Source organism: Streptomyces sp. NPDC007205 (genome assembly GCF_040634095.1).
In the GTDB taxonomy this organism is placed as follows: Bacteria; Actinomycetota; Actinomycetes; order Streptomycetales; family Streptomycetaceae; genus Streptomyces.
Genome location: NZ_JBEYEW010000001.1, coordinates 674,540 through 688,671, shown reverse-complemented (window position 1 = coordinate 688,671; position 14,132 = coordinate 674,540). Strand labels below are relative to the sequence as shown.

The window sequence follows — 14,132 nt, the reverse complement described above, 5'->3', positions numbered from 1 at the left end:
GCATACTGCCCCCGTGACGAGCATCGTGATCCCGGCTCACAACGAGGCACGAGTCATCGGGCGGCTCCTCGATTCACTGCTGGCCGATTGCTCCGGGGCCGAGACCGACATCGTGGTCGTGTGCAACGGCTGTACGGACGGCACCGCACGGATCGCGGCCGCACGCGGCCCGCGGGTCCGGGTGGTCGAGATCCCCGTCCCCTCCAAGCACGTCGCCCTGCGCACGGGGGACGATCACGCGCGCGGCTTCCCGCGCCTCTATGTGGACGCCGATGTCGTGATCACGAGCGCCGGCGTACGCGCGCTGACCGAGCCGCTGCACGACGACACCGCGGGCATTCTCGCCACCGCCCCCGAACGGCAGATCCCGCTGGCCGGCTGCGCCTGGCGGGTGCGTGCCTACTACCAGGTGTGGCAGCGCCTGCCGGCCGTACACCAGGGGCTGTTCGGCCGGGGCGTGATCGCGGTCTCCGAGGCCGGGCACGCCCGGATCGCCGCACTGCCGCCGCTGATGGCGGACGACCTGGCCGCGTCCCTGGCCTTCGCCCCCGAGGAGCGACGCGTGGTCGCCGCGGCCCGTGTCGTGGTCCACCCGCCGCGCACCTGGCGGGACTTGATCAAGCGGCGGATCCGGGCTGCGATCTCCACCGCCCAGGTCGAACAGCACCAGAGACCGGACGGAGCGTCGGCGCGCACGAGCAAGGCGGATCTGCTGGCCGTGCTGCGCAGGGAGCCGAAGCTGTTCCCCGGTGTCGTGGTCTTCGTCGCGGCAGCGGCCGTCGCCCGGCGAAGGGCCCAAAAGGCCATCCGGATAAGGGACTTCGGCACCTGGCTTCGGGACGAGAGCAGCAGGCAGACCTGATTCGTACCGCATCTGGAGTCCCTGATCATGTATCTCACCGACCGCGCCACGCCGCCGGGGGCGGACACCGAGCAGGGCCGAAGACGCGGCCCGGGGCCCGGGGTCGCCCCGGTCGTGCTGGTGCTGGGTGCGGTCAGCCTGATCACCGACGCCTCCTCGGAGATGGTCACCGCCGTCCTGCCGCTCTACCTGGTCACCACGCTCGGCTTCAGCCCGCTGGGGTTCGGCACCCTCGACGGCGTCTACAACGGCGTGAGCGCGCTGGTGCAGCTCGTCGGCGGCCACCTCGCCGACCGGGTGCGGGGCCACAAGCTGCTGGCCGGGCTCGGCTACGGCCTGTCCGCGCTGTGCAAGCCGCTGCTCCTGCTCGTGAGCGGCCTCGGCACGCTCGGTACGGTCCTGGCCCTGGAGCGGACCGGCAAGGGCCTGCGCACCGCCCCGCGCGACGCGCTGATCTCCCTGTCCACGCCGGCCGGGAACCAGGGCCGGGCGTTCGGCGTCCACCGGGCGATGGACACCACCGGCGCGCTGCTCGGCCCGCTGGCGGCCTTCCTCATCCTGCGCGCGGCTGCCGACGGCTACGACGCCGTGTTCGGTGTGAGCGCGTGTGTCGCCGCGCTCGGCGTGCTCGTGCTGGTGCTGTTCGTACCCGGCAGGGGCCACAGCGCGCCGGCTGCGGCGGACGGCAAGCAGCCCGTCCGCGTACGCGAGGCGCTGGCGCTGCTGCGCCTGCCGCGTCTGCGGGCGCTCGCCGGCTGTGCCGCGCTGCTCGGGCTGACCACCGTCAGCGACGCCTTCGTCTATCTGCTGCTGCAGCGGCGCGCGGGTGTCGGCGAGCAGTGGTTCACGCTGTTGCCGCTGGGCACCGCCGCCGTGTTCCTGCTGCTGGCGGTGCCCGTCGGCGGGCTGGCCGACCGGGCCGGACGGCGCACCGTGTTCCTCGCCGGGCACGGGGGTCTGCTCACCGCCTACGCCCTCCTGCTGTGGGCCCCCGCCACGCCGGCCCTTCCCTTTCTCGTCCTCGCCCTGCACGGCACGTTCTACGCGGCGACCGACGGTGTGCTCCCGGCCGCCGTCGCCGGCATCGTGCCCGAGCAGCTGCGCGCCAGCGGCCTCGCCCTCGTCGGTACCAGCCAGGCGCTGGCCCGGTTCTGCTGCTCGCTGGCCTTCGGCGCCGCCTGGACGGTGTGGGGAGACGGTCCGGCGCTGGCCGGATCGGCGGCCGGCCTGCTGTGCTGTGCCGCCGTCGCGGGCATGGTGCTGCGACCGACGGGCGGGACCCGATGACCACGCCGGCACCGAGGACCACCAGGATCCGGATGACATCGCTGCGCCGCCGCCTGCTCATACTCGTCGCGGCGGTCCTGCTCCTGGCGGGCCTGGCAACCGGCGTGGTCCTGCACGCCGCCGCCCGCGCGGACCGGGCGAACCGGCCGCAGTCGGGCGGTCCCGCGGTCAGCGCGGGCACGGTGACGCTCGGCCGGAAGGGCCGCCTGATGTTCCTCAACGCGGCCACCGGCCCGCACCGCACCGCGGTCGCCTCGGTCCCGGCCACCGACCCCAGGGGTGGGCGGACCGCCTCCGGCCTGACGTGCGCGCGGTTCTACGCGGCGGCCGGCACGGGTGTCTGCCTCCAGTCCAACCCCGGCGTCCTCAAGCAGAGCACCCGTGCGCTGCTCCTGGACTCCGATCTCCGTACCCTGCGCACCTTCCCGCTCGCTGGCACCCCCAGCCGTGCCCGGGTCTCGCCCAGCGGCCGCTTCGCCGCCTGGACCGTCTTCGTCTCCGGCGAGTCCTATTCGTCCGCCTTCTTCTCCACGCGGACCTCGATCCTGGACACCCGCACCATGCGGCTGACTCCCAGTCTGGAGACGTTCTCCGTCGTCAAGGACGGCAAGCCCTACCACGCCTCGGACATCAACTTCTGGGGCGTCACCTTCGCCTCCGACGACGACACGTTCTACGCCACCCTCAACACCGGCAACCGCACCTACCTGGCCCGCGGTTCACTCTCCCGGCGTACGGTCACCACCCTGGCCCAGAACGTGGAGTGTCCCTCGCTCTCCCCCGACGGGACCCGCGTCGCCTTCAAGAAGCGGGTCCTGTCCGGTGCCGCCCTCTGGCACGAGTACGTCCTCGACCTGAGCACCCTGCACGAGACGGCACTCGCCGAACGCCACAGCGTCGACGACCAGGCCGTCTGGCTCGACAACCGCACCGTCGCCTATGCCCTCCCGGCCAACGGCGAGGTCGGCAGCAGCGACCTGTGGCGCGTACCCGCGGACGGCACGGGAACCCCCCGCCTGCTGATCGCGGGGGCTTCCTCCCCCGCACCGCTCTAGGTCCTGAGGAGTTCGGCCGGCCTGCTGAAGCCGGCGTGACCGTCCGGATGTACGGGGCGCACCTCCGGTGGCCGGAGGCCGGAGGTGCGCCGGGTGGACGGCCGGAGTGGGTGCGCTGCTCTACACCGCGAGCCAGGCCGCTTGGTCGGGTGCGAGGCGGCCGTCCTCGATGGGGGCGCTCGAGACGAGGACCGAGGTGTGGGCGGGCAGGGGGCAGGGCTCGGGCGAGAGGTTGACCACGCAGGTGAAACCGGGGTCGCGGGTGAAGGCCAGGACGCCTTCGGGGGCGTCCAGCCAGGTGAGGGTGCCGTCGCCGAGCGCGGGGTGTTCGCGGCGCAGACGCAGGGCACCGCGGTAGAGCTCCAGCATCGACGTGGCGTCGCCCGTCTGGGCTTCGACGCTCAGCCCGGCCCACGCGGCGGGCTGCGGCAGCCAGGGCGCGGCGGAGGCGTCCTCGGGGCTGAAGCCGTACGGTGCCGACTCGCCGCCCCAGGGGATGGGCACGCGACAGCCGTCGCGGCCTCGGTCGGTGTGCCCGGACCGCTCCCAGACGGGGTCCTGGAGCACGTGCTCGGGCAGGTCCTCTACCTCGGGCAGGCCCAGCTCCTCGCCCTGGTAGATGTAGGCGCCGCCGGGCAGGGCGAGCATGAGCAGGGCCGCCGCGCGGGCGCGCCGGGTGCCCAGCGCGAGGTCCGCGGAGCCCTCGGGGCGGTACGGCTCGTTGGCGGTCCACCGCTTGACCGTGCGGCGGCCGTAACGGCTCGGGTGGCGCATGACGTCATGGTTGGACAGCACCCAGGTGGCCGGTGCGCCGACCGCGCCGAGCATGGCAAGCGAGTCGTCGATGACGGCGCGCAGGTCCTTCGCGCTCCAACTGGACATCAGGAAGTCGAAGTTGAACGCGGTGTGCAGGCCGTCCCGGCGGACGTACGCGGCGAGCCGTTCGGGGGTGTCGGCCCAGGCCTCGGCGACGAACGACCGGTCGCCGGGGAACTCGTCGGCCACCTTGCGCCAGGCGCGGTAGATGTCGTGCACCTCGTCGCGGTCCCAGTGGGGGTGGTCGACGTGCTGCCGGGGCCCCGACTCGGCCGGTTCCCGGGAGACGAGGGGGCCCAGCACCGCCGGCTCCCGGCGGGGCGGCAGGTCGGGCAGTTCGGGGTGCTTGACGAGTCCGTGGGCGACGTCGATACGGAAGCCGTCCACTCCCCGGCTGAACCAGAAGCGCAGGACCGACTCGAACTCCGCCCGGACGTCGGGGTGTTCCCAGTTGAGGTCGGGCTGCTGCGGGGCGAACAGGTGCAGGTACCACTCGCCGTCGGGCAGCCGGGTCCAGGCCGGGCCGCCGAAGCAGGAGACCCAGTCGTTGGGCGGTTCGGAGCCGTCGGGTCCGCGGCCGGGGCGGAAGACGTACCGCTCGCGTTCCGGACTGCCGGGGCCCGCCGCCAGCGCGGCCTGGAACCACGCGTGCTCGTCGGAGGTGTGGTTGGGCACGATGTCGGGGATGACGCGGATTCCGTGCCGGTGGGCTTCCTCGATGAGCCGCTCGGCCTCGGCCACCGTGCCGAACAGCGGGTCGATCGCGCGGTAGTCCGCTACGTCGTAACCGTGGTCCGCCATCGGCGACTTGTACCACGGGTTGATCCATATGGCGTCGATCCCGAGGGACCTGAGGTACGGCAGGCGGGAGCGGATGCCGGCGATGTCACCGACACCGTCACCGTTGGCGTCGGCGAAACTGCGGATGTAGACCTGGTAGATGACGGCGCTGCGCCACCACGGCGCGGTGCTGGACATGGTGTGGAGTGGGCCCTTCGAGAGTGCGGGACGGTGGGGTGTCTACTTGGCTGCGCCGGCGGTGAGTCCGGCGACGATACGGCGCTGGAAGACCAGCACCATCACCACCAGCGGGACGGTGACCAGGACGCCCGCCGCCATCTGGCTGCCGAACGGGGTCTCGAACTGGGTCGCGCCGGCGAACTTGGAGATGGCGACCGGCGCCGTCTGCATGGCGGACTTGTTGGTCATCGACAGGGCGATGAGGAACTCGTTCCAGGCGGCGATGAACGTGATGATCGCGGTGGTGAAGATGCCCGGCGCGGCGAGCGGGACGATGACCTTGCGGAAGGCCTGGCCGCGGGTGCAGCCGTCGATCATCGCGGCGTGCTCCAGCTCGTCGGGCATCTGCCGGAAGAACGTGGTGAGGTTCCACACCGCCAGGGGCAGCGCGAACGACATGCTCGGCACGATCATCGCCTGGTAGGTGTTGATCCAGCCGATGTCGGTGAACAGCTTCAGCAGCGGAACCACGATCGACACCACCGGGAACATCGACGTGGCGATGATCACCGTCAGGATCAGCCGCTTGAACCGGAACTCCAGCCGGGCCATCGCGTAGGCGGTGAACGTGGCCAGCAGCAGCGCCAGTGCCGTGGTGACACCGGCGACCACCAGGCTGTTGAGCAGCGCGCGGGTGAACCCCTGGGACGGGTCGAACACCGCCCGGTAGTTCTCGAACGACACCGGGGCGGGCAGCAGCGAGGTGTCGAAGATGTCGGAGGTGCGCCGCAGGCTGGAGACCACCATCCAGTAGAACGGGGCCAGACAGTAGGCCACCACCGCGGCGACTCCCAGGTACAGCAGCCGGGTGCGCCAGGTCGCCGTGCGGGTCATGCCGCCACCTCCGTCCGGCGCGGCGCGAGGATGCCCCGGAGCCTTGTCCGGTTCACCTTCCTGCCGTTGCGGTCGCCGACCAGGTCCGCGCCGAGCAGCCGGACGAAGGCGAGGGCGATGAGCAGGACGTAGAGGAAGAGGATCACCGCGTAGGCGGAGGCCGGTCCGAAGCGGACGTTGGAGGCCTCGTTCTGCGCCAGCATGGACAGGGTTTCCACCGAGTTCTTCTGCGCCCCGACGAGGATGTACGGCAGGTCGAACATGCGCAGCGCGTCCAGGCAGCGGAACAGCACCGCCACCAGCAGCGCGGGCTTCACCAGGGGCAGGGTGACGTGCCAGAACCGGCGCAGTGCGCCGGCCCCGTCGATGCGGGCGGCCTCGTGGACCTCCTTCGGGATCACCTGCAGGCCGGCCAGGACCAGCAGTCCGATGAAGGGGGCGGTCTTCCACACCTCGGCGACGATGACCGCGACCTTGGCGTGGAAGCCTTCGGTGGTCCACAGGATCTGGCGTCCGAGGATCGCGTTGGCCACGCCGTTGCTGTTGAAGATCCACCGCCACAGCAGCCCGGAGATGGCCGTGGGCACCGCCCAGGGCACGAGGATGCCCGCCCGTACCAGGGCGCGGCCCCGGAAGGCCTGGTGCATGATCAGTGCCATCGCCACGCCGATCACCGTCTCCAGTCCCACCGTGACGACCGTGAAGAACGTGGTGTTCCAGAAGGCGTTCCAGAACCGGTCGCCGTCGGCGCCGAGGATGTCGGCGTAGTTGTGCAGCCCGACGAACGGCTCGGCCGTGCGGATGAAACCGGTCCTGGGATCGAGGCCCTTGGGTCCGTAGAGCGACTCGTGCAGCGCCATGAGTGTCGGATAGAGCACCACGACGGCCAGCACCAGGAGCGTCGGCGAGACCAGCAGGGCCGCCATCCGGCCCGAACCGGCCGTCGCCCGGGGGTGCGTACGGCGGCGCGGAGGCACCGGCGCGGACGGCTGCCGGAGGGCGCTGCCGCATTCGTGCACCGGGGTGCCGGGCGGGATCGTCGTGTCCGTCATCGCCCGCTCCTCACTGCGCCGTGGACTTCTGCAGTGCGCTCTGCAGGTCCTTGAGCGCCTGGGCGCTGCTCTTGGCGCCGGTCAGCGCGGCGTACGCCTCCTGCTGTATCGCCGAGGTCGCGTCGCCGTACTGCACGACCCGCGGGCGGGGCACGGCGTGCAGGATGGACTGCTTGAGGACGGGCAGGTACGGATACTGCTTGGCCAGGGGGGCATCGTCGTACGACGTCGCGTACGGCGGGGCGAGCGAGGCGTCCTTCAGGAACGTGTTCGTGCTGTCCTGGCTGCTGAAGAACTTCATGAAGTCCAGGGCCGTGGCCTTGTTCCTGGCGAAGGAGGACAGGGCGAGGTTGTGACCGCCCAGGCTTGAGGAGCCGGGTCCGTTCAGACCGGGCAGCGGCGCGACCGCGAACTTGCCCGCCAGCTTGCTCTTTTCGGCGAGCGCGTACATGTAGGGCCAGTTGCGCAGGAAGACCAGCTTGCCGGACTGGAACGCCTGGCGGCCGTCCTCCTCCTGGTAGGTGACGGCCTCCTTCGGGATCGTGCCGTTCTTGACGGCGCCGACGAGGAAGTCCAGGCCCTTGCGGGCGCCGGGCGTGTCGACGTCCGGCCTGCCGCTCGCGTCGGTGACGACGCCACCCGCGGAGTTCACGGCCTCGGCGAAGTTGACCGTCAGACCCTCGTACTTCTGGAACTGACCGGCGTAGCACGACATGCCCTCGGCCCCGGGCAGTCGCTTCACCTTGGCGCAGTCGGCGGTCATCTCGGACCAGGTGGCCGGGGGCTTGGTGATGCCGGCCTTCTTCAGCAGGTCGGTGCGGTAGTACAGCAGTCCGCCGTCGGAGCTGGCCGGGACCGCGTACAGGCCGCCGCGGTACTTCGCCGTCTCCACCACCGGCTTGAGCATCTTCCGCAGCGGGAACCTCTGCTCGGGCAGGCGGTCGATCCACTGGTGGGCGGCGAACTCCGACGTCCACACGACGTCGAGGGAGAGCACGGTGTAGGCGTCGGACTTCGTCTCCGCGTTCTGGATCATCTGCTGCCGCTGCGAGTCCGCGTCCGTGGGCAGCTGGACGAAGGTGACCTTCTCCTTCGGGTGCAGCCTGTTCCAGCGGGCGATGACCTTCGGCACGACGCCGGAGGTGTCCTTTCCGGCGACGTAGGTGATGGGGCCACGGCCCTCGAAGGACGTGCCCCCGGCTGGCTCGCCCGAGTCACTGGCCCCGTTCGAGCCGCAGGCGGTGAGGAGGAGCCCGGCGGCGGCGAGCGGCGCCGAGCACCGGAGGGCTCTGGTGGTCCTGGTCTTCACTGTCTCTCTCCTGGTCGTGCGGGAACCGAAGGAATGAATCGACGCTGTCGAGACAACGCTTGCACGCTAGGAGTGCACTCAGGCGCAGTCAATCCGTAACTTGTCGGTAGCTCGAACATATCTGGAAGTGCAGATGGCCTATTTACTGGCAAAGTCCGACATGACGACGGCGTGCTGCTGTCGTGACAGCGCTGTCACGATGGATGGGATCGAGACCCGTCCCTGTGCTAACTTCCGCTCATGTCACCCGCTCAACGGCACCCCACGATGGCCGACGTCGCCGAACGGGCCGGCGTCTCCCCGTCCACCGTCTCGCGCACCCTGCGCGGCCTTCCGACCGTTTCACCACAGGTGCGCGCCCGGGTCGAACAGGCCGCCGCAGAGCTGAACTTCGCGGTCTCACGCCAGGCTGCGAGCCTCGTCACGGGAAAGACCGGGGTGGTGGCGGTGCTCGTACCGACGCTCAACTCGTGGTTCATGGGATCGGCGCTGTCCAGCCTGGGCCCCCTGCTGCGCGCGGCCGGCCGGGAACTGAACGTCTACGTCATCCCCGACATGGCCGAGCGCACCGCGTTCTTCGAGCGTCTCCCGGCCCGCCGGAACGCCGACGCGCTGCTCGTCTTCGGCTTCGACCTCACCGACGAGGAGACCGCACGCCTGGACGACCTCGGGATGCCGGTCATCTACGTCAGCCAGCACGCCGAGGGCCGGCCCAGTGTGTACGTCGACGACGTCGCCGGTGCCCTAAAGGCCACCCGGCACCTGCTCAACCTCGGGCACCGCCGGATCGCGTTCGCGCCGACCACGGGGGCCACCGGCTTCAGCTTCAGCTCGCGCGAACGCCTGCTCGGCTACCGGCAGGCGCTGGCCGAGGCGGGCATCCCCGTCGACGACGAACTCGTGGTCACCATGACGGCCGACGACACGCGGAACCTCGTCACCGGCATAGGACAGCTGCTGAGCCTGCGCGAGCCGCCCACCGCTCTCTTCGCCGAACAGGACGAGCTGGCCGTGGCCGTCATCCACACCCTGCGCCAGGCCGGCATCCAGGTACCCGACCGGATGTCCGTCATCGGCTTCGACGACCACCAGGTGGCGCAGTGGTTCGATCTGTCCACCGTCGCCCAGTCGCCGTCCGACATGGGCCGGCTCGCGGGAGAACTCGCCCTGCAGCTCATCGACGACACCACAGCCGACCACACCCGGCACATCATCCTGCCCACCCAGCTGATCCCGCGAGCCACCACGGCCCCTCGGGCGGCACCCCAGCACGACGACGAGACGGCACAGACACCCCCGTGAGATCCTGTCCGCGGCTGCATCCCGGTCAGGTGCCCTGCCAGCCGTCATGGTGCAGGACCTGCTCCAACGGCAGTCGCGGCCCCGGCCGGAAGGTGGCGCGCAGCGGGTACGCCGTCGGCAGCAGCGCGCCCTGGCGGACGGTGGGCGGCAGGCCCAGCAGCTCGGCGATCTCCTGCTCGCGGTCCAGATGGACCGTCGTCCAGGCGGTGGCCAGACCACGGCTGCGGGCGGCCAGCGCATAGCTCCAGGCGGCGGGCAGCAACGACGCCCACAGACCGGCCTGGTTGCCCGTCGGCAGCCGTCCGTCGGCCAGTTCGAGGCACGGGATGACCAGGACGGGAACCCGGTGCAGCCGGTCGGCCAGCAACCGTGCGGCGGTGAGCACGGAGCGTGTGGCCTCGGGCAGCTGCGCCGGCCGCTCCAGTGCGGCGGCGTTGCGGTCGTAGAAGGCGGCCCGGTACACCTCGGCGACCTCCGCGCGCACCCGCGGGTCGGTGAGCAGGATCCAGCGCCAGTTCTGCCGGTTGTTGCCGTTGGGCGCCTGCAGGGCGATGCGCAGGCAGTCCTTGACGCGTTCCGGATCGACCGGCCGGTCCAGATCGAGGCCGCGCCGCACACACCGCGTGGTGGTCAGCAACTCCTCACAGGTCAACGGGAGTTCCGCGGTCATGAATACAGCACCGCCCGCACGACCAGCCCGAGGTACGTGAGCACGACGAAGCCGGTCGCGGTCGGCATCGGCCAGCCGCCGCGCCGCGCGGACAGGAACCTCCGGGTGCCCCAGGCGGGCAGGAGCGCCGCCAGGCAGGGCAGCAGCCCCAGGAGGCCGTCCGGCGCGCACAGCAGCACCTGGCAGCCGGCCGCACCCACCGCGAGCCCCGCGGTCACCGCCGCGCTCCGGCGCGGTCCGATGTCCGCCGCGTACAGACGGGCGCCGGGCGGCGCCTCCCACGCCGTCTTGCGGGCGAACTCGACGTGCAGGAACACGCAGGCGCTCAGGGCGAGCAGCGCCGCGCCGCGCCAGTCGGCGGTCACGGTCCCGGCGGCCACGAGCGAGCCGTACACATAGACGCCGAGCAGCACCTGCACCGGGTAGGCGACCGCCAGCCCGAGCAACTGACGGTCGCGTACCGCGGACGACAGCCGTTCCAGCACGGCGAGGAGCAGCCCGTACCCGAGGGCCGCGAGGAGCAGCAGGGCGGCCGTGGCCGAGAGGACGGCGGCGTTCAGGGCCGTCGCCCCAACAGTGATCGCCGTCATCGCTCCGCGCAGTTCGGCCGCGCTGATCGCGCCGGTGACGAGCGGCCGGTCCGGGTGGTGCACGCGGTCGTGGGCGAGGTCCTTCTGCTCGTCCAGCATCCGCAGGAACAGCAGCGCCAGTACGACGCTCGTGACCCGCACCCAGGTGGCGCCGGAGGGCCGCCAGGGCGTACCGGTGGCAACGACCGCCGTACTCTCCAGGGCGAGAACCCACAGCAGCCCGTAGGTGACGTAGAGATGCGGCCGGAATCTGTGCAGCACGAAACGGCCCAGTCTGGCCGGGGCCGGCGGAAGCGACGTCATACGGCTCCATGGGCTGCCCGGGCCGCGAGGACTCCCGCCCTGCCGGACCGGTCCGGGTCGGCCAGCCGGATCCGGGCCTCGGCGGCGACGGCGCCGGGCTGACGCAGGGTGCACGCGATGTCGGCGCCGGGCAGCACCGGGGCGGTCCGGCACCGGAGCGGCAGGTCCATCTCGGCGAAACAGCGGAACCGCGCGGTCAGGCCGACCGGCAGCGCCGTGGGTGTGCGGACGGCGCCGGCGGCGACGGCCGCGGTGAGAGCGAGCTGCCGGAAGGCCTCCAGCTCCAGCATGCCGGGCACGTGGTCGACCCAGTGGTCGTACAGGCTCGGATGCGTGGTGTCGACGACGAGCTGCGCCGTGCGGGTGCCGTCGCCTGCGGTGCACGGTGGGGAGATGACCGCGTTGGCCGGGTCACGCCGGCCGACGAGAGCGGGATCGACGCGTGGGCCGGGCAGGGCGACGGGCACGTCGGGCAGGCCGAGTGCGCCCCGCTGACGGGCCCGCAGGCGCGTCCAGTCCTCGGGGGGCATCCAGGAGTAGTCGATGCGGGCCAGCAGGGCTTCCTGTGTGCCGGTGGTGCAGGTGAAGCGCAGCCGCAGTCCCGTCACCGCGGCCCGGGTGCGGAACCGGTGCTCGACCCGGACCGATATGACGGCCTCGGTGGGAAGGCCACCGCGGGCGAGGGCCGTCGGGTCCGGCACCTCGAACTCGACCGCGCGCAGCAGGAACTTGTGCCCGAGGGGGACGTCGAGATAGCGGTGGGCCACCACGAAGATGCCCTGCCTGCACGCTTCGAGCAGCAGCAGTGGATCGTGGTGGGTACGGGGCTCCAGGGTGTCGTGGTAGTAGGCGTGGCTGCGGGGAAGTTGCGCGGCCAGCAGCAGCTCGTCCTCGCCGGGGCGCTCGGCGTCGGTCAGGAAGACCTCGGCGACCGCAGCCCGGTGCACCAGTTCCTTGGCGAGTGTCCGGGTGAAGCGCATGGACCGCTCCTCACTTCAGGCCGTCCAGGTGGCGGCGCCAGGTTTCGGCGTCGGCCCCGTCGAGCACGGGAACGCGGCCGGGCTGCCGCATGGGGAGCACCTTGGAGCCGACGATGACGGTGTCCCACGGGTCGAGGTCGATCTCCTGCTGCCACGCGGTCTCCAGCAGCAGGCGCGGGGCCGCCGTCGGATCGGTGCCCGAGCGCCGGGACACGGCGGTGCGCAGCCGTTCGACGGCGGGGTCGAAGTCGAGGTCCCGGGGCTTGGTGGCCGCGTACAGCCGTCCGGTCAGCCGCAGGGCCTCGTCGGTGCGGTCCTGGCCGGTGAGGGCGGAGCGGAAGAGGCGGTCGCGTGCGGTGTCGTCGAAGTGGACGGCCAGCTCCCGCAGCACGTCGGCGGGCTCGTCGGGGGTGTGCACCAGGTTCAGCAGGTAGCTGTGGCGGCCGAGGAGGTGCCGCAGCTGGCCCGGCCTGCGGGCGTCGGGGTCCGTGGGCCCCTTGAGCCGGGTGAGTTCGACCGACGCGGGAATGTCCAGCTGGTGGTCGGGGCGGACGAGCAGCACGAGGGCGTCCGCGTCCTCCAGGAACAGGGCGGCGAGCCTTCTGCGGTAGGGGGTGGCGAGGTTCCACTGGAAGTACCACAGAGCACGGATCATGGTCCGGGTCAGCCGGGTGACCGCCGCTCCGACGATCCTGAAACCCCGCCCGGTCGTCCAGTCCACGGCCGCCTCCAGCCTGCGGGCCACCACGGCGTCCGGCTTCAGCAGCAGCGCGGCGTGCCGGTGGGCGAACCCGGTGACGTCGTCGGTGAGGGCGGCGAGCTGGTCGTGACTCTCCTGGAAGTAGGTGTCCGCGCCGTACAGCCGCTGTTTGGCGGGGTGGCAGGTCAGCAGCGCGGACACGGGTATGCCGTGCGCGGGCCGGGTGAGGTGGGCGGGGGTCATCGGGGGGTGCTCCCGTCGGGTCGGACCGCGGCGGCCGGCGCCCGGCGCGGGGCCGGGCCGAGATAGCCGGTCGCGAGGCAGTGGTCGAGGAGGCGGCGCAGGTAGGGCCGTGCGCCCGTGAGCGCCGGGCGGCTGCTGAAGGCCGCGGCCTGGGCGTCGTCGAAGTGGACGCGCCGCCGGAAGTAGGTGTCGTACAGGGAGATGACACGGTCGTAGTAGGCGCGTTCGCGGTCCGACAGGGACGCGGCGGAGAACGCGGACGGCGGGACGAAGCGCGGCACCTGGAAGCAGGGGTATTCGGCGAGGACGTCGGAGAAGTCCCGCAGGGTCAGTTCGTGGCCGACGGCGTGCAGCGTGCGGCCTTCGGCGTCCTTCGTGCGGGTGGCGGCCTCGGTGACCAGGGCGGCGACGCGATCGACCGGGACCAGGTCGAGGACGGCGTCGTAGTGGCCGGGCACGGTCCTTACCAGGCCCTGGGTGAGGATCCGGAGCACGGGGTAGATGGTCTTGAAGTCGCGGACGCGGCCGCTGCGGGTGGCGCCGGTGACGATGCTCGGGCGCACCACGGACACCGGCAGGCCGTCCGACGCGGCGGTGCGGACCATGGTCTCGGCGGTGAGTTTGCTCTTCTCGTAGCCGTTGCCGGGGTGCTGGCCGACGTCGAGTTCGTCCTCGCGGGCCATGCCGTCGCGCTCCCCGCACACATAGGCGGTGCTGAGGTGCACCAGCGGGGTGCGGACGGCGCGGGCGAGGTCCAGCACGTGCCGGGTGCCGACGACGTTGATGCGTTCGTAGCGTTCGTCCGGCAGCCCGAAGTCGGTGACGGCCGCGCAGTGCACGATCCGGTCGGCGATGGCGGCGAGCCGCCGGTCGTCGTCGGTCATGCCGAGGCCGGGGCGGGTGATGTCGCCGGCGATCCGGGTCAGGGTGCCCGGGCCGGGGGTGAGTTTTCTGCCGTTGTTGCGGATGATGTCGGGGGTGTGGTGCAGCAGCGCCAGCACGGTGTGGCCCTCGGCGGTGAGCCGGGCGGTCACCTCCGCGCCCACGAAACCGCCGGCGCCGGTCACCAGCACCGTCATCGGGTCGGACATCGGTGGCTCCTCCGGACG

13 protein-coding genes are annotated in these 14,132 nt (G+C 71.7%); 4 read left to right on the top strand and 9 right to left on the bottom strand.

Going from position 1 to position 14,132, the window contains the following annotated elements:
- The first annotated feature begins 13 nt into the window (after positions 1-13).
- Genes ABZ624_RS03065 through ABZ624_RS03055 form a run of 3 tightly spaced genes read left to right on the top strand, consistent with a single transcriptional unit; the run spans position 14 to position 3,204 of the window.
- The gene (locus ABZ624_RS03065; protein ID WP_360081912.1) at positions 14-862 is read left to right on the top strand and encodes a glycosyltransferase family 2 protein; all 849 of its coding nucleotides are present in this window, start codon (positions 14-16) and stop codon (positions 860-862) included.
- A gap of 27 nt (positions 863-889) precedes the next feature.
- Positions 890-2,149, top strand: coding sequence for an MFS transporter (locus ABZ624_RS03060; RefSeq protein WP_360081910.1), 1,260 nt, complete (start codon positions 890-892; stop codon positions 2,147-2,149).
- A 32-nt stretch (positions 2,150-2,181) separates the two neighbouring features.
- On the top strand, positions 2,182-3,204 hold the full coding sequence (locus tag ABZ624_RS03055) for a TolB-like translocation protein (protein WP_360081908.1): 1,023 nt from the start codon (positions 2,182-2,184) through the stop codon (positions 3,202-3,204).
- A 120-nt stretch (positions 3,205-3,324) separates the two neighbouring features.
- Here ABZ624_RS03055 and ABZ624_RS03050 read toward each other — a convergent pair whose 3' ends face one another.
- From ABZ624_RS03050 to ABZ624_RS03035, 4 genes are read right to left on the bottom strand one after another with little or no spacing between them, the layout of a single operon-like run.
- On the bottom strand, positions 3,325-4,998 hold the full coding sequence (locus ABZ624_RS03050; protein WP_360081906.1) for a glycoside hydrolase family 13 protein: 1,674 nt from the start codon (positions 4,996-4,998) through the stop codon (positions 3,325-3,327).
- A 42-nt stretch (positions 4,999-5,040) separates the two neighbouring features.
- Complete coding sequence (locus tag ABZ624_RS03045) at positions 5,041-5,874, bottom strand: carbohydrate ABC transporter permease (protein ID WP_360081904.1); 834 nt, start codon at positions 5,872-5,874, stop codon at positions 5,041-5,043.
- Complete coding sequence (locus ABZ624_RS03040; protein WP_360081902.1) at positions 5,871-6,926, bottom strand: sugar ABC transporter permease; 1,056 nt, start codon at positions 6,924-6,926, stop codon at positions 5,871-5,873. Before ABZ624_RS03040 ends, ABZ624_RS03045 begins: the two co-directional genes overlap by 4 nt.
- 10 nt (positions 6,927-6,936) lie before the next feature.
- Positions 6,937-8,235 carry an ABC transporter substrate-binding protein gene (locus tag ABZ624_RS03035; RefSeq protein ID WP_360081900.1) on the bottom strand — a complete coding sequence of 433 codons (1,299 nt, stop codon included), beginning with the start codon at positions 8,233-8,235 and terminating at the stop codon, positions 6,937-6,939.
- A 240-nt stretch (positions 8,236-8,475) separates the two neighbouring features.
- Here ABZ624_RS03035 and ABZ624_RS03030 point away from each other — a divergent pair, with 240 nt between their 5' ends.
- Complete coding sequence (locus ABZ624_RS03030; RefSeq protein ID WP_360081898.1) at positions 8,476-9,537, top strand: LacI family DNA-binding transcriptional regulator; 1,062 nt, start codon at positions 8,476-8,478, stop codon at positions 9,535-9,537.
- 25 nt (positions 9,538-9,562) lie between these two features.
- Here the strand turns inward: ABZ624_RS03030 and ABZ624_RS03025 are convergent, their stop codons facing one another.
- From ABZ624_RS03025 to ABZ624_RS03005, 5 genes are read right to left on the bottom strand one after another with little or no spacing between them, the layout of a single operon-like run.
- Positions 9,563-10,207: a nitroreductase family protein gene (locus tag ABZ624_RS03025; RefSeq protein ID WP_360081896.1), complete on the bottom strand. Its 645-nt coding sequence runs from the start codon at positions 10,205-10,207 to the stop codon at positions 9,563-9,565.
- The gene (locus tag ABZ624_RS03020) at positions 10,204-11,100 is read right to left on the bottom strand and encodes a hypothetical protein (RefSeq protein ID WP_360081894.1); all 897 of its coding nucleotides are present in this window, start codon (positions 11,098-11,100) and stop codon (positions 10,204-10,206) included. The genes ABZ624_RS03025 and ABZ624_RS03020 overlap by 4 nt, the downstream gene beginning before the upstream one ends.
- Positions 11,097-12,080 carry a ScbA/BarX family gamma-butyrolactone biosynthesis protein gene (locus ABZ624_RS03015; RefSeq protein WP_360081892.1) on the bottom strand — a complete coding sequence of 328 codons (984 nt, stop codon included), beginning with the start codon at positions 12,078-12,080 and terminating at the stop codon, positions 11,097-11,099. The genes ABZ624_RS03020 and ABZ624_RS03015 overlap by 4 nt, the downstream gene beginning before the upstream one ends.
- 10 nt (positions 12,081-12,090) lie before the next feature.
- Entirely contained in the window at positions 12,091-13,023 is a 933-nt protein-coding gene (locus tag ABZ624_RS03010) for a nucleoside-diphosphate kinase (protein ID WP_360081890.1), read from the bottom strand.
- A complete protein-coding gene (locus ABZ624_RS03005; RefSeq protein ID WP_360081888.1) occupies positions 13,020-14,114 on the bottom strand; it encodes an SDR family oxidoreductase in 1,095 nt (364 codons plus the stop codon). Before ABZ624_RS03005 ends, ABZ624_RS03010 begins: the two co-directional genes overlap by 4 nt.
- Between the last annotated feature and the right edge of the window lie 18 nt (positions 14,115-14,132).

What these genes read in the sequence shown, in the direction of transcription:
- ABZ624_RS03060 (WP_360081910.1), top strand. Translation starts at nt 890, where the DNA reads ATGTATCTCACCGACCGCGCCACGCCGCCGGGGGCGGACACCGAGCAG.
- ABZ624_RS03055 (WP_360081908.1), top strand. Translation starts at nt 2,182, where the DNA reads ATGACATCGCTGCGCCGCCGCCTGCTCATACTCGTCGCGGCGGTCCTG.
- ABZ624_RS03050 (WP_360081906.1), bottom strand. Translation starts at nt 4,998, where the DNA reads ATGTCCAGCACCGCGCCGTGGTGGCGCAGCGCCGTCATCTACCAGGTC.
- ABZ624_RS03045 (WP_360081904.1), bottom strand. Translation starts at nt 5,874, where the DNA reads ATGACCCGCACGGCGACCTGGCGCACCCGGCTGCTGTACCTGGGAGTC.
- ABZ624_RS03040 (WP_360081902.1), bottom strand. Translation starts at nt 6,926, where the DNA reads ATGACGGACACGACGATCCCGCCCGGCACCCCGGTGCACGAATGCGGC.
- ABZ624_RS03030 (WP_360081898.1), top strand. Translation starts at nt 8,476, where the DNA reads ATGTCACCCGCTCAACGGCACCCCACGATGGCCGACGTCGCCGAACGG.
- ABZ624_RS03025 (WP_360081896.1), bottom strand. Translation starts at nt 10,207, where the DNA reads ATGACCGCGGAACTCCCGTTGACCTGTGAGGAGTTGCTGACCACCACG.
- ABZ624_RS03020 (WP_360081894.1), bottom strand. Translation starts at nt 11,100, where the DNA reads ATGACGTCGCTTCCGCCGGCCCCGGCCAGACTGGGCCGTTTCGTGCTG.
- ABZ624_RS03015 (WP_360081892.1), bottom strand. Translation starts at nt 12,080, where the DNA reads ATGCGCTTCACCCGGACACTCGCCAAGGAACTGGTGCACCGGGCTGCG.
- ABZ624_RS03010 (WP_360081890.1), bottom strand. Translation starts at nt 13,023, where the DNA reads ATGACCCCCGCCCACCTCACCCGGCCCGCGCACGGCATACCCGTGTCC.
- ABZ624_RS03005 (WP_360081888.1), bottom strand. Translation starts at nt 14,114, where the DNA reads ATGTCCGACCCGATGACGGTGCTGGTGACCGGCGCCGGCGGTTTCGTG.